This is a genomic window from Cytobacillus sp. FSL R7-0696 (assembly GCF_038006865.1).
Lineage (GTDB): Bacteria > Bacillota > Bacilli > Bacillales > Cytobacillaceae > Cytobacillus > Cytobacillus kochii.
In genome coordinates this window covers 1-25,495 of sequence record NZ_JBBOWA010000002.1, presented here as the reverse complement: position 1 = coordinate 25,495, position 25,495 = coordinate 1, and the positions used below count along the sequence as shown (strand labels likewise).

The window sequence follows — 25,495 nt, the reverse complement described above, 5'->3', positions numbered from 1 at the left end:
TTATCGATCCCCTTCCGTTTCATTTTTATCGCTCAGTAGACTACTGACGTCCGTTACAATGTCGCCGAATTCTTTCTCGACAAAATCGCGTGCTTTCGGGTCACTACGCAATTCTTCATCCGTAGGCAGCCAATTAAATTTCCGTCCGCATACGTAATTAATCTTATTTAGCGACACGAGGTCGTTAAACCAAACGTGAACCGTGCCTTTCATGAAAATCTTAAAGCGCAATACGTCGTTCTTAAACTCGCCCTTGCCGATCATTTCGAAATCGTAACTGACTTCGCGAAACGGTTCGAAAGCCTTTAATAGGTCGAATATGAATCCTTTAATACGGTAATCCACGCTATTAAAGCTGTTATCGCGAACTCCCGTGCCCCGATCTCCGAAGCTAGTAAAAAACGGATATATTACTTTCTTGCCGATTTTATATGCCTCGTTCGTATTCCAACCGTTATAATAATGGACATTAGTCGAAAAGCCTCGGCGGCTATACGACGTTATCTTTTCAAAAATACTCACGACACTACTCATCAGCATATCGGAAGAGTTCGCCATAATTGCGTGAAGAAGCATGTATATATTAGTCGAGTTTATTTCTAGTTCCGCAGCCGATCCGAGTTGCCGATTCAGTTTTTCTTGTGCCTCCGTTGTCAACTTCTTCATGAATTCATCCGTCTGGAGAATGAGCTTCCAATATGTTGCCCGAAGCCTTTGTAACTCTTCTTCGTAATCTTTTGACGATGTATCGCTTGGCGTAAATATCTTTCCTCCATTAATACTCGATATATAATTTAGAAAATCGGCTTTCCGCTTAGTCGTTTCGAAATCCTCGCGAACTAATCGAACAGCCTGTTCATATTCGTTGATTAGTCGTGAAATATCATCAAGTCGTTCTTGTACCTCCTGTTGCTTAACAAACGTACTCAGTGCTGTAGTTATATTCCCGTCTCTGTCGCGGTTTTGTGCGTTTGATACAGCATCAACAGTGCGCTTATATAAGTCAGCACTCGCATCTTCTCGCCGCACTTTTAAGTATATTAACGCCACCTCAACGTCAGTTTTTCTTTCTGCGTCGCTAAACGCATTGCTGACGAACTTTATTCGCGCGTTGTGTAGCTCAAGTAACCTCCCCAACTCTTTCCTCGTAACGCTGAATTGGTTTTTAATAGTTTCTGCGTTGATAATCGCATATATCTCGCAATCTTTCGTAATTTGCCGGCTTGCGAGATTAATAGCGTGTAGTAAATGTTTATCGTCGGCACTGAACGGAGGATTCATCACAATCGAGTCGTATTCACGGAATGTTTCAAACGTAAGGAAGTCCGACCAGACTACGTTATGACCAGCGCCTAATAAAAAACTTGAAAGTTCCGGGTCCATTTCGATTGCGTCTATTTTTAACGAACGGCTTTTCTGCTTTATATAGTTTACGATGTTTCCCTTTCCTGCTGACGGCTCAAGTATTCGTCCTTTTAGATTAAAACGGTCGATATCTTTAAATCTCGGATGAATATTCGTCCAGCTTAACGCAAATAAATCCTTTATCAACTCGTCCGGTGTCGGATAGAAGTCCGCATTAAACATCAAATCGCCTCCGTTTCGCTCAACGCATAACCCTCACCGCGCCGACTCCACGCTTCATACACGCGAGCAATCTTCGTCAGCGCCACGTTTACCAACCGATTCACCGTTTGCTTACTTACGCCCATTAGTTCCGCTGTTCGCACTTGCGTTAAGTCGCGCTCGAACACGTAATATAATGCGTCTGCCTGCCGTTCGGTCAGTTGCGCCTTAGCTCGCGCCGTGCCTAAGTCGGCGAGGATAACGCAAGCATCATAATCGCCTGCGTAACGCCTGCTGACCAACGCATGGTAGTCGCCGAGTAGAATGCGTACGCCGGTCGGATTGTCAAGCGCCGGATATTTCGATTCGAGTGCGCGCTCTTTGCTATGCGTGTCAATTTTTACGCTTCCCATTAAATCGCCTCCGTTCCTATTTTCCTTGCTTTTCGTCTCTACTTGCGTTATAATTACGCCAAAATTACCAAAGTTTGGAGCGTGTTAAAATGGCGTTCGAACCGTTAAAAATTAATGCCGCCGAGCGTAGAGGCAAGTTGTCGCTGACTATCGATAATCAGTCGCGTCTAACCGTCAGCCGTCCAGCTCAGCGCGAATTAAATATCAAGCCGTATCAATACGTCGTCATTAGCGTCGACGTCGAAAACAAGCGCATTGGCGTCGCTAAGCAAGAGCTTGCGAAGGTGCCGAATGCTACCGCAATAAAAATGGACAAACGCGGCTACCTCGGTGCGAGCGCTGGGCGATCCGTCTGTGAAAAGTTAGGACTGCCGCACGAAGAATTGCCCGTCAAGTTTCACGACATAGGCTGGATTGACGAAAATGGCAGCCGCTGGCGTGCTTTTGAATTGAGCGAATAATAGCGCCTTCCTATCGCGCTATTTCGTCCATAACCGCGTCAACTTTCGCGTACAGTTCGTCAATATTGCCGTCATTGACGATTTCATAGTCAACGTCAAAGCCTTCGATGTGCCTTTCCGTTTCATGGTCGAGGTCTTTTTCGTCAAAACTATCGCCTGCTGCTATTGCGCGGGCTTTTCGTATTTCCAACGGTGCAGTTACGCGAATGATCGTGTAGCCGTCAGCTCTTAAGTGCTCGTATTCTTCGGGGGTTCGTAAGTCAGTAATAACAACGTTAGCCCCGCGATTATCTACCTCGCTATGCCACCAAATGTGCGCATCCACTTTCCGCATACATGAGTTAATCCACACGTGCTGAGCGTTAGGAATATCTAAAGACCGCATACCTTCTCCGAAAACTTGGTACGCTCTACGCGGTTTTGGACTCGAAGGAATTTCCGGAAATAGTTCGTGCAAAAGACGTTTCATACCGTCAGCAAAAGCGAACTTTTGGAATGCATGTCTTTCAACGAGATGATTAGACATAGAATCTTTCCCTGATCTAATCTGCCCGCAAATAGCGACTTTTCGTACTGGAAATTTACTCATATTAAGCCTCCTTACGATACTTTCTTTCGGCCTCTTTTCTTACAGCGAGAGCTTCTTCATATCTTGAATAGTACCCGAAAAACATTTCCTTCCCATCAACAAGCATTCTTACTCTCCATTTCCCTAAATCTTTTCGAAACTTAACACCTTTCTGCGACTTAGTGTTGAAGATATTTACTTGGTGAGTAACAACCCTGAGGTTACACATTCTATTATCTATAGTGTTGTGATTTATGTGATCAACGACTTTCCCTTCAGGGCAATCTGTCAAGAGTCTGTGAAGATATATAACTCTTTGCTTACCACCTCTTTTCATTACCCCTGTTACATAATAATGATCTTTGCTGCTCCTTTTTACGTACCACTTTAAAGGGTAGGACTCCGCAATATCTAATTTATTCTCGTCAATTAACGCCTCGACTGTCTTTCCTTCAAATGTGCAGGAGATATAAGCTATTCCGTCCTCGATACGATAATCATTTCTCATAAAAATCACCAGTGAAATTTCGGATAACTTCAATTTCCGTTTTCATTGGCGATCACCTCGCTTTTCATATCGCGTCAACGCACCGAATGCCTCCGCAAGTAATTCTGCGCCTGATTTCGATGTACAGTCGCAAGTTGTGCGCTCACCAAGTAAGCGAATGTCCTCCGAGTTAGATTCCGCTAATTGCGCGAATGTCTCTACGTTTCGTTGCGTATCGCGTAATTGCTCCTCAAGTTGCGTAACGCGTCGGGCTAGATTGGCGAGCATGTCGATGACTTGCGGACTGGCTTGCGTTTCGTCAACGGTTAGTGGCTCGGCTTCGACGGGCTTTAGCGATTCAAGTACGAGGTACTCTTCTTCGTATACATAAGGGAAATATCCGAACCCATCGCCTGCGTTAATGCTAATGCTACCGTCATTGTGCGAGTATTCTACAACCCCCGTATCGCCTTCATGCTCACCGTGAATACCGATAATTAAAACCTTCTCACCAACCTCTGCCTGACGATTGACTAGACGATAACGCTCGCCATCAATGCGGACGATGTCCGTTGGTTCTACTGTTACTGTTTTCGAAAGATACCATGCGTCTCTCCCGTTATAACTTCCGTCGTAGTTAACGAAGGCAAATATCCCATCAGTACGTTCAAATATACCGTAAATTCCTGCGCTTCCATGTACTACGTAATCCCCAACGTCTGCCTTCCTTTCCACCTCTACGTACTCACGCTCGATTCCTCCGATTGATTCGTCTGCGATATAGTGCCTCATCTACTTCGCCCCTCTTTCGATTATTTTTACGCATATTCAACTACATATTTTCGCAATAATCGCCTGTTTTGATTGATAGCTCTATATACGGAATTTCGACTCACTCCAAACATTTCAGCAACATCATCGACAGACTCAAACACTTCATAATAGTTTCCGAAATCAACTTCAACAGGCGCTTTTATTTTCGTAGTCTTTCTTTCGTAATTTAAATTTTCTTCACCTTTGTATCTCCACCTATATCCTTTATGAGTGTCCTTTTTTAATGTGCAACACCTTTTCACCGCTCGACTATCAAACTCTCCCTCAGACTCTCTGACAATCTCATTTATAGATGACCAATTCCTTATAATGTTTCCGGTAAGGAAGTCTATTTGAGATACCGGTTTAGCGTTCTTAATACCATTCAACTTTAGTGTCTCATTTGTCTTAAGCCCTAATTTATAGGCGTGACCAATATTTTCTTTAGGAGTTACCCATTCTAAATTTTGTATACTGTTGTTCTGTTTATTCCCGTCAATATGGTTCACTTGCGTCTTATTAAGCGGATTGATCAAAAAATGTTCAGCTACTAGTCTATGAACAAGGTACTGCTTCACCTTTCCCTCGTTAGTCAGCCCGACTTGGTTATACCCATATCTATTTACATGTGTTTTAAGGATGTGTTCTTTACCTCTCTTAACACTTCGCACCCTACCTTTTGTAGATATTGAGTACGCCCGATCAAAAGATATACAAACCCAAGATTCATTATCGTACGATTTTGACATGAAGTACCCTCCTTCCAAAAAGTAACGCTTTGTTTTCATCCTCAAAATAAATATCTAACCGACCTTCTTTAATATCGCCACCTCGATCCTCGCAAACTCTTTCTCCAACGTTTTCAATTAATAAAGTCGTTCCAAAAGGGAGGTTTTTCGGGCACGCAACTGTTCTCCCTTCTCGAACCCTTTTCCCGCTCGCAGTGATTCCATAGCCAATATCTCCTACGGACTTCCCTGTCGATTCAACTCCGGCAGTATATGCAGTCGCCTCGAACGGTTGCCACGCCGTTTCATTCAGCCTGTCGATTGCCTCGATTAGTTCAGCGTTTTTCTTTCGTAGTTCCTCGTTTTCTTTCGCTTCCTCGACCGCCTGCTGCCGCCATGTTTGCGCATTCGGACTTACCACTTCGGCAAGCTCGGCAGACTCGACGGTTGGTCCCGTTAGTAATTGCGTAGTTAGTAAAGTTGTCGTTAAAATATTGATCGAATCACCCTTTCGGCTTAATTAATTCCTCGATACTGACCGGAAACTTTTCCTTCGCGAACTCGCGAACAGCCTTCGCATATTCCTGTATTTCGACTTGACTATCGTGCGCCAATCGTTGGTTTAAGAAGTGCGCGACCGATTGAAGGGAAGCCGTCCAGTAATAACGGACATACATTCCGTATGCTGGAAGGAATAAGCGCGCTTGCTCTGCGCAGACTCCTTGCGCCACAGCTTCGTTATACAAGCGCTCTCCTTTTTCGATAAATTCCTCTAATTCTACGGTCATATCAAACCCTGTTTTAAATTCTACTGGTGCGCCCGAACCTTGTTTTGTATTTTCCGGCGCTGACCGCCATTCGTCTGGCATAGGAATATAAAACGCCGGCTCTTCCGTGATGTAACGGCGACTACTTTCGTTCCAAGCGTCCATTGTATGATCGCTACCAACGATATATTTCCAGTGCTGACGCGCAACCATTAACGGCGCATATATTTCGAATTGAAGCGTAGCGTGTCGGAACGGTGACGTATGCCCTTCGCGAGCAAGAAACTTAATGAGGCGAATATCTCCGTCTGATAGTTCGCTAGATTCCTTGTCGTACGATACGCGAGCCGAGTTTACGACTGACAGGTCGCTCCCCATTACGTTAGTTAGGCGAATATATCCTTTGTCTAATACGTGTTTAATTTCGTTCATTTATTCGTCCTCCTGTTAATCATTAATTCGTAAATCAATCCGATAGCTAACACCAACTCAAACGTCGCGAATCCGTAATATCCGTAAATATAATCATGAGTAGCTCCGCCCGCCATAATCGCGATAAATAAAATAATAAATAGCCTCATTCCGCCATCACCCCGCTCGAACCGAATCCGCCCTCGCCTCTTGCCGTCTCGCCCAATGTTTCAACCTCGGTAAATTGCGCTCTTGATACCGGCGCGATTACCGCTTGGGCTATGCGATCGCCTTTGCGGATGATGTACGTTCCATGAGGGAAGCCTCCCCACTGGTAATGGTTCGTTTCCTCGTCGCCTTCAATGTTTTCCGGATGATGTTGCGTCCAATAAGTTACTTCTTTTTCGTTTAAATCAATTTCGTCAATTTTCACCTGCGCAATGTTATCGACAATCACGCCGACTTCTCCGCGATAATGACTGTCAATCGTGCCGAGCTGAACGCGAAGCTTCGTTTTGAGCGTAATGCCCGATCGTGGTCGAATCTGCATCTCGTAGCCGTCCGGTAACTCAAACGCCAAGCCCGTTTTGACTAGCGCCGTTTCGCCCGGCTCTATAATGACGTCCTCTATCGCGACTAGGTCAAAGCCGGCATCACCATCGTGCGCATATTTCGGTATTACTGCGTCCTCGTGCAGTTTCTTAATATTAACGTTCATATAAACGCCTCCTCTTTCGGGTGATAAATATAACGGATACGACACCGACAAGGTTTATACTTACGACGAATGGGCGCTGCGACAATTGCGGTAGTAGCCACTTTGAATCGCGAGTCGGCGACGGTAAGTTCTTGCGCGAGTGTCGTAAGTGCGGTATGAAGAAGCTAATCTAACGGTTGGCTTCTTTTTTATATAACGTTGCTGTCGCTAAGATTGGAAAATAAAATCGCTATCTTGTAACGATTCGACCGTCGCCAGCACATAACCGTTACCTTTTTGCGAGAAGAAATCATGCGACTTAGTTTTCGTGCTTAGTCCGTTTAACACAATCGCGCTTTGCTTTTCGTCCTCGAAGTACGGATCGAATCCGAGGTTTGCCAGCGCCTTGTTTGCGTTATAACGTAAAAACTTTCGAACGTCATGCTCAAGCCCTAACTCGGAATAAACATCGTCAGTATAAGCGCTCTCGTTTTCGTAAAGTGATACGAGCAAGTCGATTGTAAAGTCGCGTAGTTCTAGTCGCATGTCAGCCGATTGCTTGGCGTAAATCTCCTGCGCTAATAAGCCGACATATACGCCATGAATTGACTCGTCGCGAATAATAAGCGAAATTATCTCGCCACTATGTGTTAGCTTTCCTTCGCCCGCAAGCAATAACGGATAATAAAAGCCCGAATAGAATAGGAAACTTTCCAGCATTACCGACGCGACAAGCGCTTTATATAAAACGATTTCGTCGTCCGGCTTTGCGGATAATTCCCGGTACAACTTTTCGATAATCTCCGCCTTTCTCTGCAAGTGCGGATTAGCTTCCACCCATGCGAACACCTCGTCTATTTCCTCGCGACTAGCTAACGTTAAGAATATATTCGAGTATGATCGCGCATGTATAACGTTTTCCATCATCGCCATGAAGTTCAATACGGCTTTACGCTGATGGCCTGGAACCGCGAGCGATATATTAGTCATGCCGTCCTCGCCTTGCAACGTATCAAGCAACGTCAGTCCGCCAAGCACGCGTTTATACGTTTCTTTTTGCGCCGACGGCAACTGCTTCCATTGGTTTACGTCCTCATGAAGCGCAATATCCTCCGGTCGCCAAAACTGCTTAATATTCTGCTCCAAAAACATTTTCGAAAAGTCATCGTCTTGTTTCGCCCAATTGGCGGCTGTAATCGTCATATGTCGCCTTCCCTTCCGTCAGACTACGCAACTTAAGCAGTCGTCTTGTGTCGTATTTTTAGTTCTCGCATAATAAATCGTTTTAATTCCTTTGTGATGCGCGTAAAGGTCAATCCGGTTAAGCTCGCGCGTGGTCATCGTATCTTTAACGAATAGCGTAAAACTAATGCCTTGATCGACATGTCGCTGAATGGTTGCGATAAGGTCGACGACTTTAAACATATCCATGTCGTACGCTTCCTTATATAAGAACCAGTTTTGCGGTGATAAGCCCGGCATCGGATAGTACGTTTTGCTATTTCCGTAAGTTCGTTCTTCTATACGTTCCATAATCGGCATTACACTTGCTGTCGCGGACTGGACGTAAGATATTGAACCGGTCGGAGCTATAGCGAGCCTATATGCGTTATACAAGCCGTGCTCGATAATGCTTTCAGACAACGCCAACCACTCGGCAACTGTCGGTAAATCAATACCTTCAAATAACGCTTTTACCTTGTTAGTTTTCGGAAGAAAATTAGCGTCATTGCCGAAGTATCCCGTGAAGTAAGTACCGTCAGCATACTTCGACTTCTCAAAACCTTTAAACGTCGTGCCTCGTTCCTTCGCTAGTTCATTCGATCGAATCAGCGACCAGTAGTTAATTAACGAGAAAAACACATTAGCAAAGTCGCGCGCTTCCTCGGACTCGTACGGTATACCACTCTGCGCCAAGTAGCCGTGCAGATTCATTGCGCCAAGCCCTATCGACATCATTTCGCGATTAGCTTTAGCGACCGCCGCAGCATTTGCGATATTAGTAAATTCGGATACGCGCGTTAAGAAGTCGATAGCCAGTCGAACCGTGTTGCCGATATTGCCGTGCTTCATTACGTTCGCGATGTTAAGGCTGCCGAGATTACACGAAATGTCGCTGCCCAGTATGTCGGGTTGACCGTAGTCGGTATACGTTGATACCTTCGATTGCTGAAGGATTTCTGAACAGAGATTCGAAAATTTCACCGTACCACCTAGCGCATGAGCATCGTTCACATTATCGCTAAACATGATGTACGGATAGCCCGACTCGAATCTAAGCGCTGCTATTTTCGTCAGCAATTGGCGCGGATTAATTTGATCCTTACGAACACGACTGTCGTTAATTAGGACGTCATACATTTCGTTCATATCCATTTCGTCAAAGTGTTCACCATACGCTTTATAAACGCTGTGCGGATAGAATACGTAAGCTGGCTTGTTATCGCGAGCTAATTCGATGAACTTGTTCGGAATGACGACGCCAATAGATAACGTTTTAACAATGACGTCCTCGTCTGCTGTTATTTTTCGCGTATCCAAGAAATCGTTAATGTCCGCGTGCATGATATGCAGATAAGCCGCGCCTGAACCGTTACGTTGTCCAGCCTGATTAATGTGACGCAAAGACTGATCGAGGTTACGCATGATTGGTACGACACCGCTCGTCACGTTTTCGTAACCCATCAACGATTCACCTTTTGCGCGAGTCTTAGATAAATTGACGGCAATGCCTCCGCCTAGCTTCGATAGATGACGGACAGTTGCATTCATCATGTTAATATCGTTGAGCGAATCGCCACATTCGAGCAAGAAGCACGATACCAGCTCGCCCCGACGCTTGCGCCCTGCATTAAGAAATGTTGGCGTTGCTGGCTGATACTCTTGTCGCATCATTAGTTCCGCAAACTCAATCGCCTTGACTCCGTCTCCATCTGCTGCGAATAAAGCGTTAATACTGACGCGATCCTCATAACGTTCGAGCAACTTCTTACCGTCGTTAGTCTTTAGCGCGTAGTCATTGTAGAATTTGAACGCAGCCATGAACGAAGGAAATCGAAACTTAAAGGCGTATGCTGCACGATAAACTTCCTTAACTTCCGCGAAACTATACATATCGAATATTTCCTTTTCGTAATAGTCATTCTCGATCAGATAGTCTAACTTTTCGCGAAGTGAGTGAAAGAAAACGGTATTTTGATTAACGTAGTCTAGAAAGTATGAGCACGCTGCTTCGCGGTCTTTGTCGAGCTGCAACATTCCGCCCGCATCCCGTTGCATAATTTCGTTGTTCAATTCGATATATTTATTCAATCTCTCGCACCCTTTCCGTGATGGTTTTAACGTCCTGTTCCGTGCCTGCTAGTTCAATGACGCCAAGCAATGGTACGTCATATTGTTGCGCGATAATTCGGCCAGCTTTCGCAAAGTTGTCGCCCCAGTTTCGATTGCCAGCGCCAATTACACCTACAATATAGTCCGCGTTATTATCTACGAATCGTTCAACTGTTGCGGGAACATTGCCGAAATTATAAGTAGGCGTAACTAAAACGAATGGCTCGGTCACCCTCTTATGCACGCTTATTTCAAGACGGTCAGCAGGCGGAACTAACCGCGCTACAAACCGTCGAGTATTTCCTGTTAGCGAGTAGTAAGCGATTAGCACTCTTCCGCCTCCAAGTCTTTTAATATTTCCTTTAATTCCGCGACACTTTCAACGACCTGTTCGCGTCGGTCATAAAATTCGATTAGCTTATCGAGCATCTTTTCGAGTTGTTTGTCGATGTCATTTAGCTCCGCTTCATTATGATCAAGTAGCTTGCGGTATGCTGGCGCTAGATTCATTGCTTGCTAGCACCGTAGATGAATAAAATTTGAATTGTCAAAACGACCGCCCAAATACCGAATACGACGCCGCCAACCAAGTAGTAGCTAACCGATAAATCAAACACCGTATTTAGAAGCCAAACGCCGCCTAAAAATACGCCCTGCCAAATCGCTAATTGTAAAATAAACGCCAGTAATAGAGAAATAATAATCGCTACCATCATTCCGCCTCCTTAATAATTCCGTTTTTAATTAGATACGCAAGCCCTATCGCGCAGGCATCGCTCGCATCGTTACTCTTAAACTTGTAATCTTCCGAAAGCCTAAGCAAGCGCCGAACGCCCGCCTCAACTTCGTCCTTTGTCGCCGTACCTTTGCCGCCAACTACGCGCTTGACTTCCGTCGGCGTTATCTCTCCATCGATCGCATAGCCGTATTTGCCGAGCGCGCTGTCAATCATCGACCAGCTTCCGAATACGAGCTGCGTGGCACGCTTGCTTCCGCCTTTAATGAAATGTTCGCGTATAGTTAAGTTGAATGGACCGTGCTCGTGAATCGCTTTGACGGCAAATGCTTCGACATAAGCAAAGCGTTCGCTATCGCTATTTTCCGTGCTAGTTTTGATAGAGTCGGCGATGACTAGCGAAGGCTTACCGCCCTTTACTTCGAGGACGGCGACGCCTGGGCTTGCGCTAATGTCGAACGCTAGGACTCTCATTCGGACACCTCTTTATAGGTAAACGCAACCACCTTTTCACGGTTAATACCGAATGCACAATCACCGTCAAAACAAAAGACTTCTACGAATGTCGGTGCGTTGTCGTTATTTAAACCTTCGCGTAATTCCTCGAGCCCATCATAGTCAACTTTCGCGAAGTGCGAATCTCCTTCTACGTATAAAATAACTTCGTACATCATTCCGCCTCCTTTACAGCTTCCTCTAGTGCATAATAAACTTCGCCATAACCGTCTTCATCGGATAAATCAATTCCGATCGAACTCTGTAGCTTATATATAGCATGCATTGCTTGCTTCAACGTGTTTTCATCTACTTTCGCATACTTCATCATTCCGCCTCCCTCGCTTCTTTAATAAACTCGAACGCTTCATAAAAATTTTGCTTCTTCCAGTCCGGCAAGCTCGATCGCATCATACGCCTAACTTGCGCCTTAAGCGTCAAATACTCCTCGTCAGATAACGATTCAGCGCACGCCGTCTTAAAGTTATTAAAGGTCCAACGCGACAAATCGATAGATGGCGGAGTCTCTGCGTTAATACATCGCGTAATCTCCGCAAAGTTATCTAGTAGCTCCGCGCGATCAGTGTCTGTAATTTCAAAGCCAAACGCACGTATATCCGGCGTCGCTGCGTATTCATCTTCCGTCATAACCCACGACTTTTTCGCGCCATTGACATAAAGGATGATGAAGTAGTCAACGTCATACATAATCGAATATGCGACGCATTGCTTGCGGTGTCCCTCTTCCGCCTCGCGCATCGAATGAAGCGACGTTCGTGCTGGCGTCGTCTGCTTACTCTTAATCTCAAGCCCTACGCGCAGGATTTCACCGTCAGCATTTACGTACTGCATGATGCCGTCCGTTGTTCCGTAAAGATAGAATGATTGACCGTTATGCTCGACCTGTTTATTTTTCTTCGCGAAATCCTCGAACATCGGTCGGTTATCAGGCGTTCGCTCGAATCGGAATGGGCAGCCAGGCAAGTTGCGTTCCATTGCGAGAACGGTGCGCTGCATTAAATCGCCAATTGACGTACCAATTTCGCGCCATCTGCCCTGGTGAGGCTGGCTCGGAAAGCTATCCTTTTTAGCGCGCTTGGCTTTAACGTATAGTTCGCGCGGGCAGGCTTTCGAGCTACTCGGCGAAAAGTAAGGACGCTTAGGCCATACGTTAGGTGGATTCGCATACCATTCGTGTATCTGACGGTCAAGTTCGTTATCGTACTGTTCGGGTAGCGAGTACCAGCGATCAAGTTCCTTTGTAAATTCCTGTGCAATTTCGTTTATATTAATCGTCAATTGTTCGTCCCCCTTATGCAGTCCTAATTGGCATGATTAACGCGAGTAAGTCGTGATTGTTCGTCAAGGTAAACGGTCGATTTTGTCCGTAATTATTTAACGTAATCGTGCTTACGCCTAAGTCTTTAAACATATCTAACGCTTCAATAAAATACAAAATACTGAACATTATGATAGGCACTTCGTTTGAAACGTCAACTTCACCAAGTGTATATGTCGCGGAAACAACTGGAGTATTGACGGCTAATAACGCCTTATTGTCGCTGATGGTAACGGTAGTATTTATCGTTTTTTCGGGAAATTGTAGTAGCGCTTTAAATGCCTTCGCCGCTTTTAGCGCTTCGTTTACATCGATAGACAACGTATAGACCGGATCATTTACCGGCAATAATCGATACACGTCTGGATAACTTCCGTCTATCTTCTCGCCAGTTTTAGGATTGATAATTGAAGTGTCTTGAGCGCTCTGACAGTTATTAGCGACATATAAACGATGTGAGTCCGTTACTATCGCATCACCATTTTCAGCGTGGTAAATTCCCTTTAATACCGGTCTACTTGAAGATGCGGCTTTCGCCACTTTTTCTGCGTGCTTCATAAAAGTTATATAAGATACCATTTACTCGTCCTCCTTTTTCTCTAACAACACGCAGTCTACTAATAACGCAGCATTTCCGGCAATTAACCACAACGTAGCAACGTCATTAAAGCTACTGTTTAATATTTTCGCTAACAATGTTATTAAGCCAGCGGACAAGGATGCAATTACTAACGTTAATACTAACCTCATTCCGATTCCTCCTTCGGTTTCTGTAGTTCGAAATCCCACTCATCCTCTCCATACTCTTCCATCCAACGCGGTTCAATCACCGTATCAGTAACGAGTGGGACGGAAAGTTGCACGGTGTTTGTCATTACGTCCTTAATCAAATCGATCGTATCTGGCGTTAGGTCTTTCGCAGGAACGCTTATTTTGACCTCATCGTGTATGGACGCGTTAAGCTCCCAACCTCTCGCCATACATTCGCGAGCCATGCGGTTTCCGTTCATTTTCAGAATATCTGCGCCAGTTCCTTGAATAACTGCGTTAAAGGCTGCGCGTTCCCAATAAGCTACTAGTCCACGTTTGTCCGCTAGTGGCGAAATTAAGTCCGCCAGTTCGAGTAGTCGTGCCTTATCTTTCGCTGTTTTCGTTTTTTTGCCGTTTAACCGTTTACGCTCGATGTAATATTGCATAAGGCGATTTTCATTTCGCTTAACTTCCGTTGCAACTTTCTCATAGTCTGGAAACCTCCGCTTCCTTCCGTAGAGTGTTTCGACGTAGCCATTTCGTTTCATTCCTTCGCGAATATCTGTAACCATTGGCTTAAACGATGGAAATTGTTCGTTAAAGTTCGTGAAGAATAGCGCAGCAACTTCTCGCGAGACTTTCATCTTCTGTGCGAATGAATCTTCTTTCTGGTCGTAAGATACGGCGAGAACGCCCGTTTTCATTAGCTTTCTTGGCTGGAAAGTTCCCGTCGGATCATACGCTTTATCTACGCAATATTTCTCTTCTAGCCCGAACGTTTTCATCGCCATCGTCGTATATAAATCCACACCGTCGATGAAGATTTGACGCATCGAATTATCTCCATACTTTTCGTACATGATGTGCGCCTGTATTCGCGGCTCAATTTGCCCAAGGTCACTGCCGATGAAGAACCATCCATCACGAGGGACGAAACAGTGACGCAACCTTTTACCGTCTCCCTTTGACGCTATGTTTTGCAAGTTTACGCCCTTCTTTACTTTACGGTCATCGGCAATTAACGTTCTAACAATGTCGTGGTAATTCGCGTCTGTAACATTAACCATCTGACCACCTCCGTAATATATCGATTGGCCTTGCGCTATATGAGCTAGATGAATAACGACCTGTTGCCGTTCCGCCTGCTTTAAAGTTCGAGTGTAGACGCCCGTCAATCTCCATAACTGACGGCGAGTCACCGCGACCGAGTAACGGTCGAATATACGTGCTTAATAACTTTTCATATTCCGCAACTGTCGCGAGTGGTTCCAGCGATGGTTCATCTTCGTAATACATCGCGAGAACGTCCGCAGCAGTCGAGCGCTTTTTGTTCCTATCAACCTTGTACGTTTTATCCGCAATACCTAAGTGATCGTAGATGAGATACGCCAAGTGATTTCCGTTAGTCATGCTAAACTCCGTTATTAACTGCGGGGCGTTACCAATGATCGGTTCCGCTAGTTCGGACAGCTCGCGTTGATATTTCGCAAGTTGCGCTTTTTCGTTTGTATACATTTTTGTGTGCGTTTTATTGCTCGCTTCAATTTCGCTTATTCTCGTTTCTTTCTTAGATATTTTCTCGCGCGTTTTATCAATGCGATTCTTCTGAGCGATAATCCACTTTTCTATTTTCTTCGCGTTAATTGTCCGGTCCATCTTTCGTATGAACGCGTCGTCTATTTCGTAGGTGTCAAATACGCGCTGAGTTGCTTCTATTATTTTCGGCTCAAATTCCTCTTCAAGTTGTCTTATGCCATCCAGGTTAATTTCGAATCCGCATCGTTCTAAGAAAACGTCAGTTTCCGGCAAGCCCGAATCGACGTCACAATAACAATCAAAAAGCCGGTTAGTTTTCTTCATAATATCGAACTGCCATTCGAATAATTTCCAACCATACTTAACGTCGTTTATCGCGTAAATCCCCACAAGTTCCGTATTAAACGGCGCCGGCGAACGATTTCCGAATAAGTCCTCGAAGGTATAAACGGAACCGTCTACTCCGAAGTCCCTTCCATACTTTTGCGTTAGTGGCTTCAATCCGTAGGAATCTTCGTGCTCGTTCATTAAGTGCATCGCATCCAACGTATCCCATACGCAACCTTTTATCGTATAACCGTCATTTTGTGCGATGTGTAAATCGTAACGGGCGCTTCCCATATGGAACGTCTTACCCTGCTTGGAATGAGATAAATACGGAGTAATAACTTCTAAAACTTTCGAGCGTGTTAATTGCGAATCAGTGTCCTTATGGCCGTGGTCTGTGCCTTCAATTTCAACGTGACCGTATGGAAGGTAATAACCCTCGTCAAGCAAAGGTAGCCATATAGAAAATCCAATTGAAAGATCAATATAAGCGTCAATTCCTGTTCCCTCAAAGTCTCCCGCGGTCATGGATTCTACGCCCAATTTCTCGAAGCGCTTTGCCCATTTTTCGCGTTGAAGGCGAACCTCCTGGCGAACTCGTTCGATAAAGCCCGCCAATTGGCTATCCTGCGTTAATATAAAGTAATTGCTCGGCTTACTGTCTAGAGTCTCGCGAATACGCTGTTGCCGCAGCACTCTATCGCGATCCTCTTTTATGCTTCTGCCTAGCGCGATTGCCTTCTCTTTTGTCAGTTTGCTATCCGATAACCTTCCTATCGTTTCGGATGTAGGCGCTTGTTTCGCTAACTGGACTAGCGCGCGTTCTTTGTCGTTTAATTTCATCGCCAGTATGCGCGCCCATGCTTCGTCAATTGTCTCGGTTGCCGCCGATTTCTTTTTTGTCGCCTTCTTGACGGCTTCAGCAGATTGCGCACTTGCCGACGCGTTTCCGATGTTTAGCCGTAACTTAGCCGCCATATGCATCACTCTCCTTCGTCGAGATTTCCTTCACTCCTAGTAGATTACGCTCCGCACGTTCATTTCGCGGTAATAGTCCAAAACGGATGATTCGCCGTCATCGACCGCCCACTCGCGCCAGCACTGGACGTCGCAAAACGTTAGGTCCGCTTGATCGTCCTCGACGTGTAGCTTGCCGTGGCGTATTTCCGATTGACACTTCGCGCAACTAGGCACGGTCAAAACGGCTTTCTACCGGCGTAACTAACCCGACTATATCTAAATCAACCCTTCGAGATTCAAACGCAACTTTACCTGTACTTATTTCGTGTTCTGCTAACACGGTAAACTCCGGGGAACCATTTCCGCTGTGAACGATATCGCCTTTCTTAAACTCGTTAGGCTTGCGTCCAATCTTCGCCCATTTTGCTTCCAACGCTGCTTGCGCTTTTGCTTCCGCAACTTCTTCGTCGGTTGCTCGGACTAATGATTCAACGTCTTGCCATCCGGCATAACTTCCGTCCAGATGTTCGTTTTTAAACGGAATGTCCGTCCCGTCATCCTCGACTATCTTAACGATAGCTCCTTTCTCATCGAACGTGTTTGAGCTACCGACTACCTTCGCATAATCTCCGACCTTCAACGGCTGCGCAACAGGTTCGCCTTCAAGCGTAGCAACTTTCGACTCAAGTACGGAGACGCGTTCGTCTAGGTTTGCGGTAGCTGATGGCGTGGACTGTTTACGGAATACTTCGTAATAAAGCATCCCATCCAAGTCGTCGTCCTCATCATAAAACTTTCCACTTCTTGAACTGTTAAAACTACTGATTTCTACTATTTCAAAATACGAATCATCGCGTCCTTTTCCTTTTTTGCCAATTACGATGTCACCGATATTCTCCGTCCCTTGCCCCTCGTCAACCTTCACGTAAATATCTCCGTTATATTCAACCTTCGTAATTTCACCGTTCACCATATCGATTGTTTTAACGTTTTCTAATTTCGCCATTTATATTGCCTCCTCGTCATATTTAATTTATTGCGCAACCATTTCCGCCTTATAAAGCGCTCGATTAAACGTAAGGCTCAACTCGACCCATCGCTTGCTTGCCCGCGCTTCTGTCGCCCAGTATTCGCGCAAGTCCCTATTTTCGAACATATAAACGCGAGGCATTTCGCCCTCTTCCGCGAGTACGCCGATAAAAACATCAACGTCGGACTGAGAGTATTTTTGACCGCTGCCATTCGTAGCATAAACTACCAGTTCGCCGTTACGGTCGCCGCGCTTGCGGATCGTTTTTACTTGAACCTTTAGCTCGGCGCCATTTAATGGGTCGGTTGCTTTCAAATCGTAGGCCTCCGATGTTCGCGTTGTTGAAACCGTGTAGCCGTTAGCGATTAACGCCAATTCGGCTACCAGTTCGGAGTAAGCGCCAAGAGTGTCCGTATAAGATGCCATTCAATTCGCCTCCTTAAAAGTTGTAATTATTTCCGCCGTCGCTTGCGTCATTAGTTGCGTTGCCTGCGCTCAATCCAATTAAGCTAATATCGAAGCCTGCTTTAACCAACGCTTCAATTTGCTCTTTCTCATCCGCGATATATGGTGCGCTAAAGAATGGCGTCAAATCGATTTCTGTCGGAGCTTTCTCGAAGTTAGCGCGTTGCTGTTCCGTGATATCTTCGTCCATATCGAGAACTGGCGCTAAGCTGACGACCGTGCCCGTGCTTTCGCCCGTCTTAGACAGTTCGAACGCAATTTTATCTTTCTTCTTCGCGTACTTTTCGATAGCCGATTTAACTGCTGCGTGTTGCTTTGCGCTTAGGTCGACTGCGATAACCTCACCGCTTGTTAGGTCGAAGAATGCCATCGCGAAACGTGATTTCGGCTTATACTTTTGCGCTTCCTGCGAATGAGCGTCAGTCCAATCATCGGACAAATCCTTGTAGTAACGGAAAGCCTTATCCCATGGCGTTAAGTTATCGACTGGAAAGCCTTTCGCAGTTTTCTTAGACGGATTCTCTGCGCAAAATGAATCGACTTGGTTAAAGATGCCGTAGCTATAAAACTGAAAGTAATCCTTTAAGCCGATCAATTTGACCGCGTAAGTTGTGCCGGACTTGAACGATGAAAACTTTGCGCCTTTTGTGCTTCCGCCTTCTTCGCTTAGCGCCGCATCCGCCTCGTCGCCTACTAAAAACTGATTGTGTACGTTTGTCATCCGTTTTCCTCCTTGATATTTTAATAGTCGAACGCAAATCCCGCGCCCGTCACTGAATATCGAATAGTAACGGAAACTATGCCAGCGTTTTAGCGTAGCCTAGCGACTTGCTTACCTAACCGTTACCTCAATATTCACCGACGGACGGGCGATAATTAAATCGCCACCTCTTCGTCAATTTCTACGGGATTATCGTGACACCAGTACACATAATCGCGATACTCTTCGACTGTCATGTCGTTGGCTTTGCCGAGCCATTCGATCAAACGGTCAAATCGTTCTTGCGAAAGTTTGAAACGTTTCCTATTCGCCTCAAACCATTCGAAAATGTTGCGGTCGCCTTTGCTTAAATTTAATCGTCCTGCCATCGGGTACATGTTTTCGCGTATAGTTCCGCCACGGCCTATCGCGAGTGGTATCGCATGTTCGCTATGCAAGTCGGTTGTTTCGCCAGTTAGTGCGCACGCGTTTCCGAAGTATGCTAGAGTTTTAGCGTATTCTTCGGCGGTTAGTGTGTCGGGAAGTGACCGTTTTCTAGCTAGTCGTCTTGCAACATAGATGTAGTATTTTTCGCGATTATTTTCGTAATATTTACGACTTCGTTCCGCTTCTTTTTCTCGGTTTTCTTCGCGGAATTTACGTCGGTACCCCGCAATCTTATCTCTGTTTTCTTCGTAATATTTACGCTTAACTTCCGCAATCTTATCTCGGTTTTCTTCGTAATATTTACGCATACGTTCCGCTATCTTATCTCGGTTTTCTTCGTAATATTTAGCTATATTTTCTCGGTTTTCTTCGTAATATTTACTATGCCGTTCCGCTATCTTTTCTCGGTTTTCTTCGTAATATTTACGCTGACTTTCCGCAATCTTCTCTCGGTTTTCTTCGCGGTATTTACGATTACGTTCCGCTATTTTCTCTCGGTTTTCTTCACGGTATTTTCGACTACGTTTGGACTCGCAACCCTTGCAATAAGAACGAACGCCTCCTAACTTTCGTTTGTCTTTCGAGAAATTCGCTAGCTCTTTTATTTCGTCGCATTTCGTACATAGTCTTGCGACAATTTCCCCGTCTGCGTCCTCATAATAAACCGCTCCCATACGATTCCTTTTCTCCGTCAACCCTTCGAGATTCACTTCGCCTTAACCCCCGTCCTTTCCGCATAAGCCGTCCCGTAAAACGCAACATACTGCGCAATCATCTTTCGCTTCTTAACTTCCGCCATGCTTAGGACTTTCATCGCTCGCCACTCGCTTTCCAAACGGCGCGCACTATAGCTACGATACATATTCCGCCATATAATAGAATAAATTCCGTCATCCGAGACGCACCGCCTTTATAATAGGAAGCGCGTCTTCGATTGGTTTAGCGTAGCTGGCGTCATACATGCGGACGCCATCGCGTTTATAACGATTTAACTTTCGTTCGAAATCAGTATTAAAATCCTCCGGTTGGGCATACTTATTATTAGAAGCGCGAGTTTGACGCTTATTAACGTTCATTGGTAACGACCTCCATTTGCGAAATTTGTCGGAACTAGTGTATTATTACAATTGTGTTACTTCTCTGTACGCTAAACCGTATTTTGCTTTATAATGTAGATAACGGAAATAGGTCGCGATTCCTAGGTGACTTAGCTCCGCTTATAATTTATTGCGCAACAAGGTAATCGGTATAATCACCGTATTGCTTTGAATCGAATTTGCCGGCCAGGCTTTCGAATTTGCGTTCAACTGTCCGCCTATCTATTCCGAGTTTAGAAGCGACGTACCACTTGAGCTTCATCGGCCTGCCAGCCGTTTTTTTCGGAATATAGGTCAGCGATGTTTTGACTATTGCCGTAGTCATTTCATCTGCTTCGGATATTAAGGAGTCGATCAGTGCCACCTGATCGGCTTCTTTCTTTTTAAAAACTTCTTCATCTAGGATATAATCACTTGAAATCTCGAACGTTGCCGCGTTCGGTTCTTCACTGGAATCCGATAATTCTTCGAAATGTAATTCATACTTTCTTTTTGTTTTTTCCGCCCTAGATGCGTCAATGCGTTTCTTGATTACGATTGAATTGAATAATTTACGAAATTCTCCATTTCCTTTGAAAAGGTCAATTGCCTTTAATAAACTGTCTCCGTAGATAGCAACCATATCTTCCTTTGATATTCCTTGTCGTTTAGATGAGAACTCAATATTTTTAATGATCGATTCCATAATTTCTTGATAAATTTTGTTAAAGACCAATTCATCTCGAGTTGATTGATATTCTACAACTAAACTATTTAATTTTGTGTTTTCCAATTTTTCAACCTCCATTATCCTTATACTTTAAATAACGAATCAGCAATTAATTTCTGACATAGTTTTTTAAACTTTTTTTATTTATATCCTTATATTACTAAATTGATAGGTTGAATTTGGAAAATTAACATGAATTAGACAAGGTCAAATTGTGTATATATGTAAACAAAAAAAGAGCGCCATACTGACGCTCGGAATAATTACCTTCTTATTTAAATAAAATAAATCCGCCCCTTGGTACATGTGCTAAATTAACCGGATCCGAAAATAACACCGTTCCTCCAACTACTACCAGTAAACCTAAGACAACACCTGCTATAATTTTCTTCAATACAATCTCTCCTTTAGTTCACAAATTGTTTGTACATAATTTCTGCCATTCGGGAGTAAGTTTCGAACTTTTTTAGCGCTTCTAGAGGTAGTTGAGCATAGTAATTATCTCCAATTTGTAAAAACTGGCTAAATGATTTAAAAAGTATTTCAGGGTCATCGAATGCTAGCCCCTTGTAATAGAGTGTAAACATACATTCTCCGCGTTCGTCTATTGCTTCATTTATATATTTTTGTCCTTTTTGTTTATCCCCCCACTTTGACTCATAATGTGCCTTACCTTCTATATCGCTGCTGTCGACTTTCTCCCCGAAATGAGCATCAACAAAAGGAAGGAAATACGTCTCAACTTCGTCCGCGAAATAACTGTAACCATTCTCACGGTACACATTAATCGCTTGAATTGCATATTCTCGGGTGTTCTTATAGTCGGAGAAGTTGTACGACCTTCCTATTATATATAACGAATTACCTTTGAATAACTGACATATATTTTGACGAAGGTTTTTCTCCGCGTATTCGCGAGCCTTCTCCGCATTAGATTTTACATACAAGTAACTTTTTCCTTGTAGATCGTTTACTCTACATAAAAACGCTTCTTGAAGAAACTTATCTTTTATATGTTGTACTTGGTCCTGTACTTCATTAACAATTCTGGTCATTTCATGTAAATATGCAGAACTATCTGAAACTATGCGATAAAAAATATTCGCTTCTATTAACTTCAATAATATTTCAGATTCTTTATCGGAATAAGAAATTTCTCTAATTCTTTTCAATGTTTCAAAATGGTCTTTAGAATATTCCTCGTATTCTGATATTATCAAGTATATTCTAGCCCACTTTTTAACTGATTTATTATTTGATTTCATAACTCTGTTGTCAATAAAATTTCGTAGTTGTCCAAACTCTTTCTTCAAAAACATAAACTCCATTGCTGCCTTCATGTTGCCAGGTAATTCAAGGACATAGCACCAATTGAATAGTTTGCTATCTCTTTCAAACAGGCAGTTAGACAAATTAAATAAATTAATAAAGCTAGTTTCCACTTTTTGATTTAAAATGCGCCTAATAGTTGCTTCCGGCACGCCACTGCATGTAGATAGTTCTTTTATATCCATTTTATTACCTAAGTTATCAAGTACTGTTTCTATATCTTTTGATATCATTGGAAAAATCCCCCACTAAAATTATTGATAATGCTAAAAACTTTTGATACATTTACATAAAAGAGATTTAATCTTCATATCGTAGTATTATTATTATATGCAAAATGTTTAAAAAAGTAAACATTTAAGAGGTGAATTTATGTTAAGTTTTGATCCGTTAAGAAAAACGTTGAAAGAAAAAGGGATAGTCTTAAGTGACCTCCGAGAAGAAATAGGTCTTAATTCCCGTACCCAAGCGAATATTAATAAAGATGAATTTGTAAGTTTAAAAACAGTCGCAAGTATTTGCGTTTATTTAAATGTACCTATTGAAAAAGTAGTTGAAATTAAACTCGATACTTCCGATAATAAAAACGATAACAGAAGCAGTAAATAATTATATAATGAGGTGAGACACTACGACACGAGTCGGAAGGTGCTTGCTTCGGGACCGACGTCTTGCGCGAGGATTAACGCAGCAACAATTATCCGAACGATCCGGCGTTTATGTAAAATTGATTGGCGATTATGAGACTGGCCGATATATACTAAAAGTACCAACCGCAAAAGTCTTCGCCGATATTCTCGATTGCCGTATTGAAGACTTTTACGAATGGTTGCCCGAAGATAAGCCGTCACGCAACGGGTAAGAGGCGTTACTTACCCAGCGTTGAACTCCGTGATTTCACGGACAAGAATCGACCGCCTTCCGACACCCCGACACTCTCACGCAACGACTCAGCTCCCAGCTTGACCAACGCCTCATTCGCGTCCTTAACTCGCTTATCCACGTAAACATGTCGCAACCTAACTCGCCTATTCATCATTCGCTCAATCTCTTCCCGCAACTTCTCGCCAGGCTTATCGTTGTCTGTCGCAATCAGCAATTCTTCAACGCCCGACCTTACGATCATATCCCGCTTATATTCATTAAAGCTCGCGCCACCTGTTGCAATTGCGCTATAGCCAGCCTGTCGCCAGCTCAACGCATCTATTTCCGCTTCACATATTATCGTTTGCCTGCCAGCTTTCTCCATGCCGTAAACCAATTCGCGTATAGGAATCGCTCCCTTAACGTACCAAAACACCTTGCCACGCGTTTGGCGATGCTTGATGTTCGCCAGGCGTCCGTTAGCTAGGCGCCAAGGAAATACTGCCGCTTTACTTTTCGCATCATATAATACGCCCGCCTGGCGCTGAGTCTGCTCGCTAATGCCGCGCCCTTTTAAATAGTCGTATTGTTCGCCGTAGCCCGCCAATGCTTGCTCGCTCAACGGCTTCCTATCCCGCTGAACTTTTACGCGAATTGGGCGCAACTTAATGTCGTCAGTCGGCAGCGCGCTATAGCCATACGCGTCAATTAAATATTCCTCGACCTCTTCCACCGTTTCATGCCGCAAGAACGCGAGCAGCTTGACGATATTTCCCGAAGCCCACTCGTCATCGTACGCACCGCTATCGGACCATGTACCCGCTGGATAGTCCGCATAGTCCTCTAGTCGGACGAAAAAGCTCGGCGACTTATCGTAGCGAAACGGACTTGCTGCGATTAGCTTATCGGCGTTCCAAGTCGGACGCGTCCATTCGAATTTCTCAAGCTCGGAGCGAACGTCTATGTCTAACGTCTGATCCCGTAAATGAAATGGCATAATACGTAAGTCCTCCTCTTCTATTCCATTATACCCAAATTTCGCCTATTGTCGCAATAGTCAAATAGTTATATAAATTTACCAATATTTAAAAATTAAACTGACTCGCTGCTGTTGCGCCACTATCCATTTCACGTACAACGCCGTAATTAGGCAGATATAAAACGTTAACTTGCGTTCCCTCACCACCATTCCGTCCCTTGCCGATTTCGATTATTCCCTCGCCATCTAGCGAATCAATGCCGAATGTATTTGTCGCGTCCTCTAATACTGCTTTCGTTTTCTTAATCTCGGCACGCTTTGGTGCTCGCAATTCTCGACGGCCGTCCTCGTCTACATCATCGCGAACCTCTTCCGCCTGGGTAATAACGTGCACGACACAGCCCGTATTGCCAGCTAGCCTACGGATTTTTTTTGAGGTATTCGCAACATCGCCGCCAGCAACTTTGCTCGTGTTCGCTTCGTAATCCATAAGGTAAATCGGATCAATTAATACTACGTCTGCATTGGTCGCGCGTATGTCGGCTTCCAACTGCCTAACGTCCCTTTTATAAAAGTCTACATCATCCGCAGCTCTAAGCGTAATACTGCCCGACAAATATTCGCCTTCTGCCAACCTTTGCAAGAATACGCGTAAACCCTCTTCAAACTCTTCCGATAATTTGCCGCTTATCAGTTGCTTGTTCTCAAATCCTACCTCATAGTCCATTCCGCCTATCTGCTCAACCGCCACGCCGGCTCTTGCGCTAATGGAACTATATGCCCGCGCCATCCATTCAAATCGCGACATTTCCATTGACCAAACGAGCACGTTCGCTCCTTGCGCTGCGGATTCGATGATTTCCTCCATTGTGAATACGGATTTACCGCGCCCTGATCGACCGTACCACGTATACATGTTTCCGCTTAAGTAACCGCCTATTTGCTCATTAATTGTCGCGAATTTTGACCGCCAAATCTTGAATGACTCGCCATCCTTACGCTTAAGGTATTCATCGAGGAAGGTTGTTGCGTCCTGCTTAACGTCCGTTCCCACTTTACATCGAACGTTTGTTCTAATTATAGCTTGTTGAAGTCGTTCTTGCAACTTCTTAATTACGTCATTTCCGTCCGCATTCTCGGTCAACTCGCGCTCAAGCCAGCCACTATTAACCATTTCAATAACTTCCGCCTTAGCCGACGCGCTTTTAATTTTTCCCGCCAAGTGTTCGTAACTGTCGCTAATTTCCGGCTGATACCAGTCCGCAAAAGTTGGATGCTCGGACGCCACTGTCGCGATGCTTGGCGCCTGGCCCCGATTGCGTTCCGCATAGTCACGAACGAACCGGAAAACGGCTCGCTCGCTTTCTGTTGGGAAGTCGCGCTCCGTGATGCCAAAGCGCATGAAGGCTGACAGATCGTTGGCGTCAATTACCTTTGATAGCAAAAATGTTCCGTATTGCAATTGCGTTCGCCTCCTTAGTCAATGTT

Annotated in this window: 36 protein-coding genes; 3 read left to right on the top strand and 33 right to left on the bottom strand. The window is 44.5% G+C overall.

Annotation, left to right across the window (positions count from 1 at the left end):
* On the bottom strand, positions 1 to 1,587 hold the full coding sequence (locus tag MKX29_RS24120; protein ID WP_341108473.1) for a DUF4942 domain-containing protein: 1,587 nt from the start codon (positions 1,585 to 1,587) through the stop codon (positions 1 to 3).
* On the bottom strand, positions 1,587 to 1,979 hold the full coding sequence (locus tag MKX29_RS24115) for a sigma factor-like helix-turn-helix DNA-binding protein (protein ID WP_341108471.1): 393 nt from the start codon (positions 1,977 to 1,979) through the stop codon (positions 1,587 to 1,589). The genes MKX29_RS24120 and MKX29_RS24115 overlap by 1 nt, the downstream gene beginning before the upstream one ends.
* An 89-nt stretch (positions 1,980 to 2,068) precedes the next feature.
* On the opposite strand from MKX29_RS24115, the gene MKX29_RS24110 reads away from it, so the two are divergent.
* Positions 2,069 to 2,440, top strand: coding sequence for a hypothetical protein (locus MKX29_RS24110; RefSeq protein ID WP_340978861.1), 372 nt, complete (start codon positions 2,069 to 2,071; stop codon positions 2,438 to 2,440).
* Positions 2,441 to 2,450: 10 nt separating this feature from the next.
* Here the strand turns inward: MKX29_RS24110 and MKX29_RS24105 are convergent, their stop codons facing one another.
* The 29 genes from MKX29_RS24105 to MKX29_RS23965 all read right to left on the bottom strand — a co-directional run bounded on the left by MKX29_RS24105 (position 2,451) and on the right by MKX29_RS23965 (position 22,397).
* The gene (locus tag MKX29_RS24105) at positions 2,451 to 3,029 is read right to left on the bottom strand and encodes a hypothetical protein (RefSeq protein ID WP_341108469.1); all 579 of its coding nucleotides are present in this window, start codon (positions 3,027 to 3,029) and stop codon (positions 2,451 to 2,453) included.
* A 1-nt stretch (position 3,030) separates the two neighbouring features.
* Positions 3,031 to 3,516 carry an HNH endonuclease signature motif containing protein gene (locus tag MKX29_RS24100; protein ID WP_341108466.1) on the bottom strand — a complete coding sequence of 162 codons (486 nt, stop codon included), beginning with the start codon at positions 3,514 to 3,516 and terminating at the stop codon, positions 3,031 to 3,033.
* Between the two features lie 42 nt (positions 3,517 to 3,558).
* Positions 3,559 to 4,287, bottom strand: coding sequence for a hypothetical protein (locus MKX29_RS24095; RefSeq protein WP_341108464.1), 729 nt, complete (start codon positions 4,285 to 4,287; stop codon positions 3,559 to 3,561).
* 26 nt (positions 4,288 to 4,313) lie between these two features.
* Positions 4,314 to 5,057, bottom strand: a complete 744-nt coding sequence (locus MKX29_RS24090) for an HNH endonuclease (protein ID WP_341108462.1) — start codon at positions 5,055 to 5,057, stop codon at positions 4,314 to 4,316.
* Positions 5,038 to 5,457, bottom strand: a complete 420-nt coding sequence (locus MKX29_RS24085) for a 3D domain-containing protein (protein WP_341108460.1) — start codon at positions 5,455 to 5,457, stop codon at positions 5,038 to 5,040. The genes MKX29_RS24090 and MKX29_RS24085 overlap by 20 nt, the downstream gene beginning before the upstream one ends.
* Positions 5,458 to 5,539: 82 nt before the next feature.
* On the bottom strand, positions 5,540 to 6,235 hold the full coding sequence (thyX, locus tag MKX29_RS24080) for an FAD-dependent thymidylate synthase (protein WP_341108458.1): 696 nt from the start codon (positions 6,233 to 6,235) through the stop codon (positions 5,540 to 5,542).
* A complete protein-coding gene (locus MKX29_RS24075; protein ID WP_341108456.1) occupies positions 6,232 to 6,384 on the bottom strand; it encodes a hypothetical protein in 153 nt (50 codons plus the stop codon). The genes thyX and MKX29_RS24075 overlap by 4 nt, the downstream gene beginning before the upstream one ends.
* Entirely contained in the window at positions 6,381 to 6,932 is a 552-nt protein-coding gene (locus tag MKX29_RS24070; RefSeq protein ID WP_341108453.1) for a dUTP diphosphatase, read from the bottom strand. The genes MKX29_RS24075 and MKX29_RS24070 overlap by 4 nt, the downstream gene beginning before the upstream one ends.
* A gap of 207 nt (positions 6,933 to 7,139) precedes the next feature.
* Complete coding sequence (gene nrdF, locus MKX29_RS24065; RefSeq protein WP_341108451.1) at positions 7,140 to 8,114, bottom strand: class 1b ribonucleoside-diphosphate reductase subunit beta; 975 nt, start codon at positions 8,112 to 8,114, stop codon at positions 7,140 to 7,142.
* Positions 8,115 to 8,132: 18 nt separating this feature from the next.
* Positions 8,133 to 10,223 (bottom strand): class 1b ribonucleoside-diphosphate reductase subunit alpha, encoded by a 2,091-nt coding sequence (gene nrdE, locus MKX29_RS24060; protein ID WP_341108449.1) that lies wholly within the window; start codon positions 10,221 to 10,223, stop codon positions 8,133 to 8,135.
* The gene (nrdI, locus tag MKX29_RS24055; RefSeq protein ID WP_341108447.1) at positions 10,216 to 10,575 is read right to left on the bottom strand and encodes a class Ib ribonucleoside-diphosphate reductase assembly flavoprotein NrdI; all 360 of its coding nucleotides are present in this window, start codon (positions 10,573 to 10,575) and stop codon (positions 10,216 to 10,218) included. Before nrdI ends, nrdE begins: the two co-directional genes overlap by 8 nt.
* Positions 10,569 to 10,754, bottom strand: coding sequence for a hypothetical protein (locus MKX29_RS24050; RefSeq protein WP_341108445.1), 186 nt, complete (start codon positions 10,752 to 10,754; stop codon positions 10,569 to 10,571). The genes nrdI and MKX29_RS24050 overlap by 7 nt, the downstream gene beginning before the upstream one ends.
* A complete protein-coding gene (locus MKX29_RS24045) occupies positions 10,751 to 10,957 on the bottom strand; it encodes a hypothetical protein (RefSeq protein WP_341108443.1) in 207 nt (68 codons plus the stop codon). Before MKX29_RS24045 ends, MKX29_RS24050 begins: the two co-directional genes overlap by 4 nt.
* Entirely contained in the window at positions 10,957 to 11,454 is a 498-nt protein-coding gene (locus MKX29_RS24040) for a crossover junction endodeoxyribonuclease RuvC (RefSeq protein ID WP_341108442.1), read from the bottom strand. Before MKX29_RS24040 ends, MKX29_RS24045 begins: the two co-directional genes overlap by 1 nt.
* Positions 11,451 to 11,651 carry a hypothetical protein gene (locus tag MKX29_RS24035; RefSeq protein ID WP_341108440.1) on the bottom strand — a complete coding sequence of 67 codons (201 nt, stop codon included), beginning with the start codon at positions 11,649 to 11,651 and terminating at the stop codon, positions 11,451 to 11,453. Before MKX29_RS24035 ends, MKX29_RS24040 begins: the two co-directional genes overlap by 4 nt.
* Positions 11,651 to 11,803, bottom strand: coding sequence for a hypothetical protein (locus MKX29_RS24030; protein WP_341108438.1), 153 nt, complete (start codon positions 11,801 to 11,803; stop codon positions 11,651 to 11,653). Before MKX29_RS24030 ends, MKX29_RS24035 begins: the two co-directional genes overlap by 1 nt.
* On the bottom strand, positions 11,803 to 12,774 hold the full coding sequence (locus tag MKX29_RS24025; RefSeq protein WP_341108436.1) for a hypothetical protein: 972 nt from the start codon (positions 12,772 to 12,774) through the stop codon (positions 11,803 to 11,805). The genes MKX29_RS24030 and MKX29_RS24025 overlap by 1 nt, the downstream gene beginning before the upstream one ends.
* Before the next feature lie 13 nt (positions 12,775 to 12,787).
* Positions 12,788 to 13,393: a hypothetical protein gene (locus tag MKX29_RS24020; protein WP_341108434.1), complete on the bottom strand. Its 606-nt coding sequence runs from the start codon at positions 13,391 to 13,393 to the stop codon at positions 12,788 to 12,790.
* Positions 13,394 to 13,564, bottom strand: coding sequence for a hypothetical protein (locus MKX29_RS24015; protein WP_341108433.1), 171 nt, complete (start codon positions 13,562 to 13,564; stop codon positions 13,394 to 13,396).
* Positions 13,561 to 14,631 carry a DNA polymerase gene (locus tag MKX29_RS24010; RefSeq protein WP_341108431.1) on the bottom strand — a complete coding sequence of 357 codons (1,071 nt, stop codon included), beginning with the start codon at positions 14,629 to 14,631 and terminating at the stop codon, positions 13,561 to 13,563. Before MKX29_RS24010 ends, MKX29_RS24015 begins: the two co-directional genes overlap by 4 nt.
* Positions 14,624 to 16,405 carry a DNA polymerase gene (locus MKX29_RS24005; protein ID WP_341108429.1) on the bottom strand — a complete coding sequence of 594 codons (1,782 nt, stop codon included), beginning with the start codon at positions 16,403 to 16,405 and terminating at the stop codon, positions 14,624 to 14,626. The genes MKX29_RS24010 and MKX29_RS24005 overlap by 8 nt, the downstream gene beginning before the upstream one ends.
* 208 nt (positions 16,406 to 16,613) lie before the next feature.
* A complete protein-coding gene (locus tag MKX29_RS24000; RefSeq protein WP_341108427.1) occupies positions 16,614 to 17,393 on the bottom strand; it encodes a hypothetical protein in 780 nt (259 codons plus the stop codon).
* A 27-nt stretch (positions 17,394 to 17,420) separates the two neighbouring features.
* A complete protein-coding gene (locus tag MKX29_RS23995; protein WP_340978895.1) occupies positions 17,421 to 17,843 on the bottom strand; it encodes a hypothetical protein in 423 nt (140 codons plus the stop codon).
* 13 nt (positions 17,844 to 17,856) lie between these two features.
* Positions 17,857 to 18,603: a hypothetical protein gene (locus MKX29_RS23990; protein ID WP_341108424.1), complete on the bottom strand. Its 747-nt coding sequence runs from the start codon at positions 18,601 to 18,603 to the stop codon at positions 17,857 to 17,859.
* 155 nt (positions 18,604 to 18,758) lie between these two features.
* The gene (locus tag MKX29_RS23985) at positions 18,759 to 19,739 is read right to left on the bottom strand and encodes a hypothetical protein (RefSeq protein ID WP_341108421.1); all 981 of its coding nucleotides are present in this window, start codon (positions 19,737 to 19,739) and stop codon (positions 18,759 to 18,761) included.
* Positions 19,740 to 19,919: 180 nt separating this feature from the next.
* Positions 19,920 to 20,105 carry a hypothetical protein gene (locus MKX29_RS23980; RefSeq protein ID WP_341108420.1) on the bottom strand — a complete coding sequence of 62 codons (186 nt, stop codon included), beginning with the start codon at positions 20,103 to 20,105 and terminating at the stop codon, positions 19,920 to 19,922.
* Positions 20,106 to 20,253: 148 nt separating this feature from the next.
* Entirely contained in the window at positions 20,254 to 20,898 is a 645-nt protein-coding gene (locus tag MKX29_RS23975) for a hypothetical protein (protein ID WP_341108418.1), read from the bottom strand.
* A 208-nt stretch (positions 20,899 to 21,106) separates the two neighbouring features.
* A complete protein-coding gene (locus tag MKX29_RS23970) occupies positions 21,107 to 21,229 on the bottom strand; it encodes a hypothetical protein (RefSeq protein ID WP_341108416.1) in 123 nt (40 codons plus the stop codon).
* Positions 21,230 to 21,242: 13 nt separating this feature from the next.
* Complete coding sequence (locus MKX29_RS23965; protein WP_341108414.1) at positions 21,243 to 22,397, bottom strand: AimR family lysis-lysogeny pheromone receptor; 1,155 nt, start codon at positions 22,395 to 22,397, stop codon at positions 21,243 to 21,245.
* A gap of 139 nt (positions 22,398 to 22,536) precedes the next feature.
* On the opposite strand from MKX29_RS23965, the gene MKX29_RS23960 reads away from it, so the two are divergent.
* Both MKX29_RS23960 and MKX29_RS23955 read left to right on the top strand, forming a co-directional pair.
* On the top strand, positions 22,537 to 22,773 hold the full coding sequence (locus tag MKX29_RS23960; protein WP_341108412.1) for a helix-turn-helix domain-containing protein: 237 nt from the start codon (positions 22,537 to 22,539) through the stop codon (positions 22,771 to 22,773).
* A gap of 43 nt (positions 22,774 to 22,816) precedes the next feature.
* Positions 22,817 to 23,026, top strand: coding sequence for a helix-turn-helix transcriptional regulator (locus tag MKX29_RS23955; protein ID WP_341108410.1), 210 nt, complete (start codon positions 22,817 to 22,819; stop codon positions 23,024 to 23,026).
* Positions 23,027 to 23,032: 6 nt separating this feature from the next.
* On the opposite strand, the gene MKX29_RS23950 is transcribed toward MKX29_RS23955, so the two are convergent.
* Both MKX29_RS23950 and MKX29_RS23945 read right to left on the bottom strand, forming a co-directional pair.
* Positions 23,033 to 24,025 (bottom strand): toprim domain-containing protein, encoded by a 993-nt coding sequence (locus tag MKX29_RS23950; RefSeq protein ID WP_341108408.1) that lies wholly within the window; start codon positions 24,023 to 24,025, stop codon positions 23,033 to 23,035.
* Positions 24,026 to 24,113: 88 nt separating this feature from the next.
* Entirely contained in the window at positions 24,114 to 25,469 is a 1,356-nt protein-coding gene (locus MKX29_RS23945; protein ID WP_341108406.1) for a DnaB-like helicase C-terminal domain-containing protein, read from the bottom strand.
* Between the last annotated feature and the right edge of the window lie 26 nt (positions 25,470 to 25,495).

Coding starts and splice junctions, on each gene's coding strand:
- MKX29_RS24120 (WP_341108473.1), bottom strand. CDS start 1,587: ATGTTTAATGCGGACTTCTATCCGACACCGGACGAGTTGATAAAGGAT.
- MKX29_RS24115 (WP_341108471.1), bottom strand. CDS start 1,979: ATGGGAAGCGTAAAAATTGACACGCATAGCAAAGAGCGCGCACTCGAA.
- MKX29_RS24110 (WP_340978861.1), top strand. CDS start 2,069: ATGGCGTTCGAACCGTTAAAAATTAATGCCGCCGAGCGTAGAGGCAAG.
- MKX29_RS24105 (WP_341108469.1), bottom strand. CDS start 3,029: ATGAGTAAATTTCCAGTACGAAAAGTCGCTATTTGCGGGCAGATTAGA.
- MKX29_RS24100 (WP_341108466.1), bottom strand. CDS start 3,516: ATGAGAAATGATTATCGTATCGAGGACGGAATAGCTTATATCTCCTGC.
- MKX29_RS24095 (WP_341108464.1), bottom strand. CDS start 4,287: ATGAGGCACTATATCGCAGACGAATCAATCGGAGGAATCGAGCGTGAG.
- MKX29_RS24090 (WP_341108462.1), bottom strand. CDS start 5,057: ATGTCAAAATCGTACGATAATGAATCTTGGGTTTGTATATCTTTTGAT.
- thyX (WP_341108458.1), bottom strand. CDS start 6,235: ATGAACGAAATTAAACACGTATTAGACAAAGGATATATTCGCCTAACT.
- MKX29_RS24075 (WP_341108456.1), bottom strand. CDS start 6,384: ATGAGGCTATTTATTATTTTATTTATCGCGATTATGGCGGGCGGAGCT.
- MKX29_RS24070 (WP_341108453.1), bottom strand. CDS start 6,932: ATGAACGTTAATATTAAGAAACTGCACGAGGACGCAGTAATACCGAAA.
- nrdF (WP_341108451.1), bottom strand. CDS start 8,114: ATGACGATTACAGCCGCCAATTGGGCGAAACAAGACGATGACTTTTCG.
- MKX29_RS24050 (WP_341108445.1), bottom strand. CDS start 10,754: ATGAATCTAGCGCCAGCATACCGCAAGCTACTTGATCATAATGAAGCG.
- MKX29_RS24045 (WP_341108443.1), bottom strand. CDS start 10,957: ATGGTAGCGATTATTATTTCTCTATTACTGGCGTTTATTTTACAATTA.
- MKX29_RS24040 (WP_341108442.1), bottom strand. CDS start 11,454: ATGAGAGTCCTAGCGTTCGACATTAGCGCAAGCCCAGGCGTCGCCGTC.
- MKX29_RS24035 (WP_341108440.1), bottom strand. CDS start 11,651: ATGTACGAAGTTATTTTATACGTAGAAGGAGATTCGCACTTCGCGAAA.
- MKX29_RS24030 (WP_341108438.1), bottom strand. CDS start 11,803: ATGAAGTATGCGAAAGTAGATGAAAACACGTTGAAGCAAGCAATGCAT.
- MKX29_RS24020 (WP_341108434.1), bottom strand. CDS start 13,393: ATGGTATCTTATATAACTTTTATGAAGCACGCAGAAAAAGTGGCGAAA.
- MKX29_RS24015 (WP_341108433.1), bottom strand. CDS start 13,564: ATGAGGTTAGTATTAACGTTAGTAATTGCATCCTTGTCCGCTGGCTTA.
- MKX29_RS24010 (WP_341108431.1), bottom strand. CDS start 14,631: ATGGTTAATGTTACAGACGCGAATTACCACGACATTGTTAGAACGTTA.
- MKX29_RS24005 (WP_341108429.1), bottom strand. CDS start 16,405: ATGGCGGCTAAGTTACGGCTAAACATCGGAAACGCGTCGGCAAGTGCG.
- MKX29_RS24000 (WP_341108427.1), bottom strand. CDS start 17,393: ATGGCGAAATTAGAAAACGTTAAAACAATCGATATGGTGAACGGTGAA.
- MKX29_RS23995 (WP_340978895.1), bottom strand. CDS start 17,843: ATGGCATCTTATACGGACACTCTTGGCGCTTACTCCGAACTGGTAGCC.
- MKX29_RS23990 (WP_341108424.1), bottom strand. CDS start 18,603: ATGACAAACGTACACAATCAGTTTTTAGTAGGCGACGAGGCGGATGCG.
- MKX29_RS23980 (WP_341108420.1), bottom strand. CDS start 20,105: ATGAACGTTAATAAGCGTCAAACTCGCGCTTCTAATAATAAGTATGCC.
- MKX29_RS23965 (WP_341108414.1), bottom strand. CDS start 22,397: ATGATATCAAAAGATATAGAAACAGTACTTGATAACTTAGGTAATAAA.
- MKX29_RS23960 (WP_341108412.1), top strand. CDS start 22,537: ATGTTAAGTTTTGATCCGTTAAGAAAAACGTTGAAAGAAAAAGGGATA.
- MKX29_RS23950 (WP_341108408.1), bottom strand. CDS start 24,025: ATGCCATTTCATTTACGGGATCAGACGTTAGACATAGACGTTCGCTCC.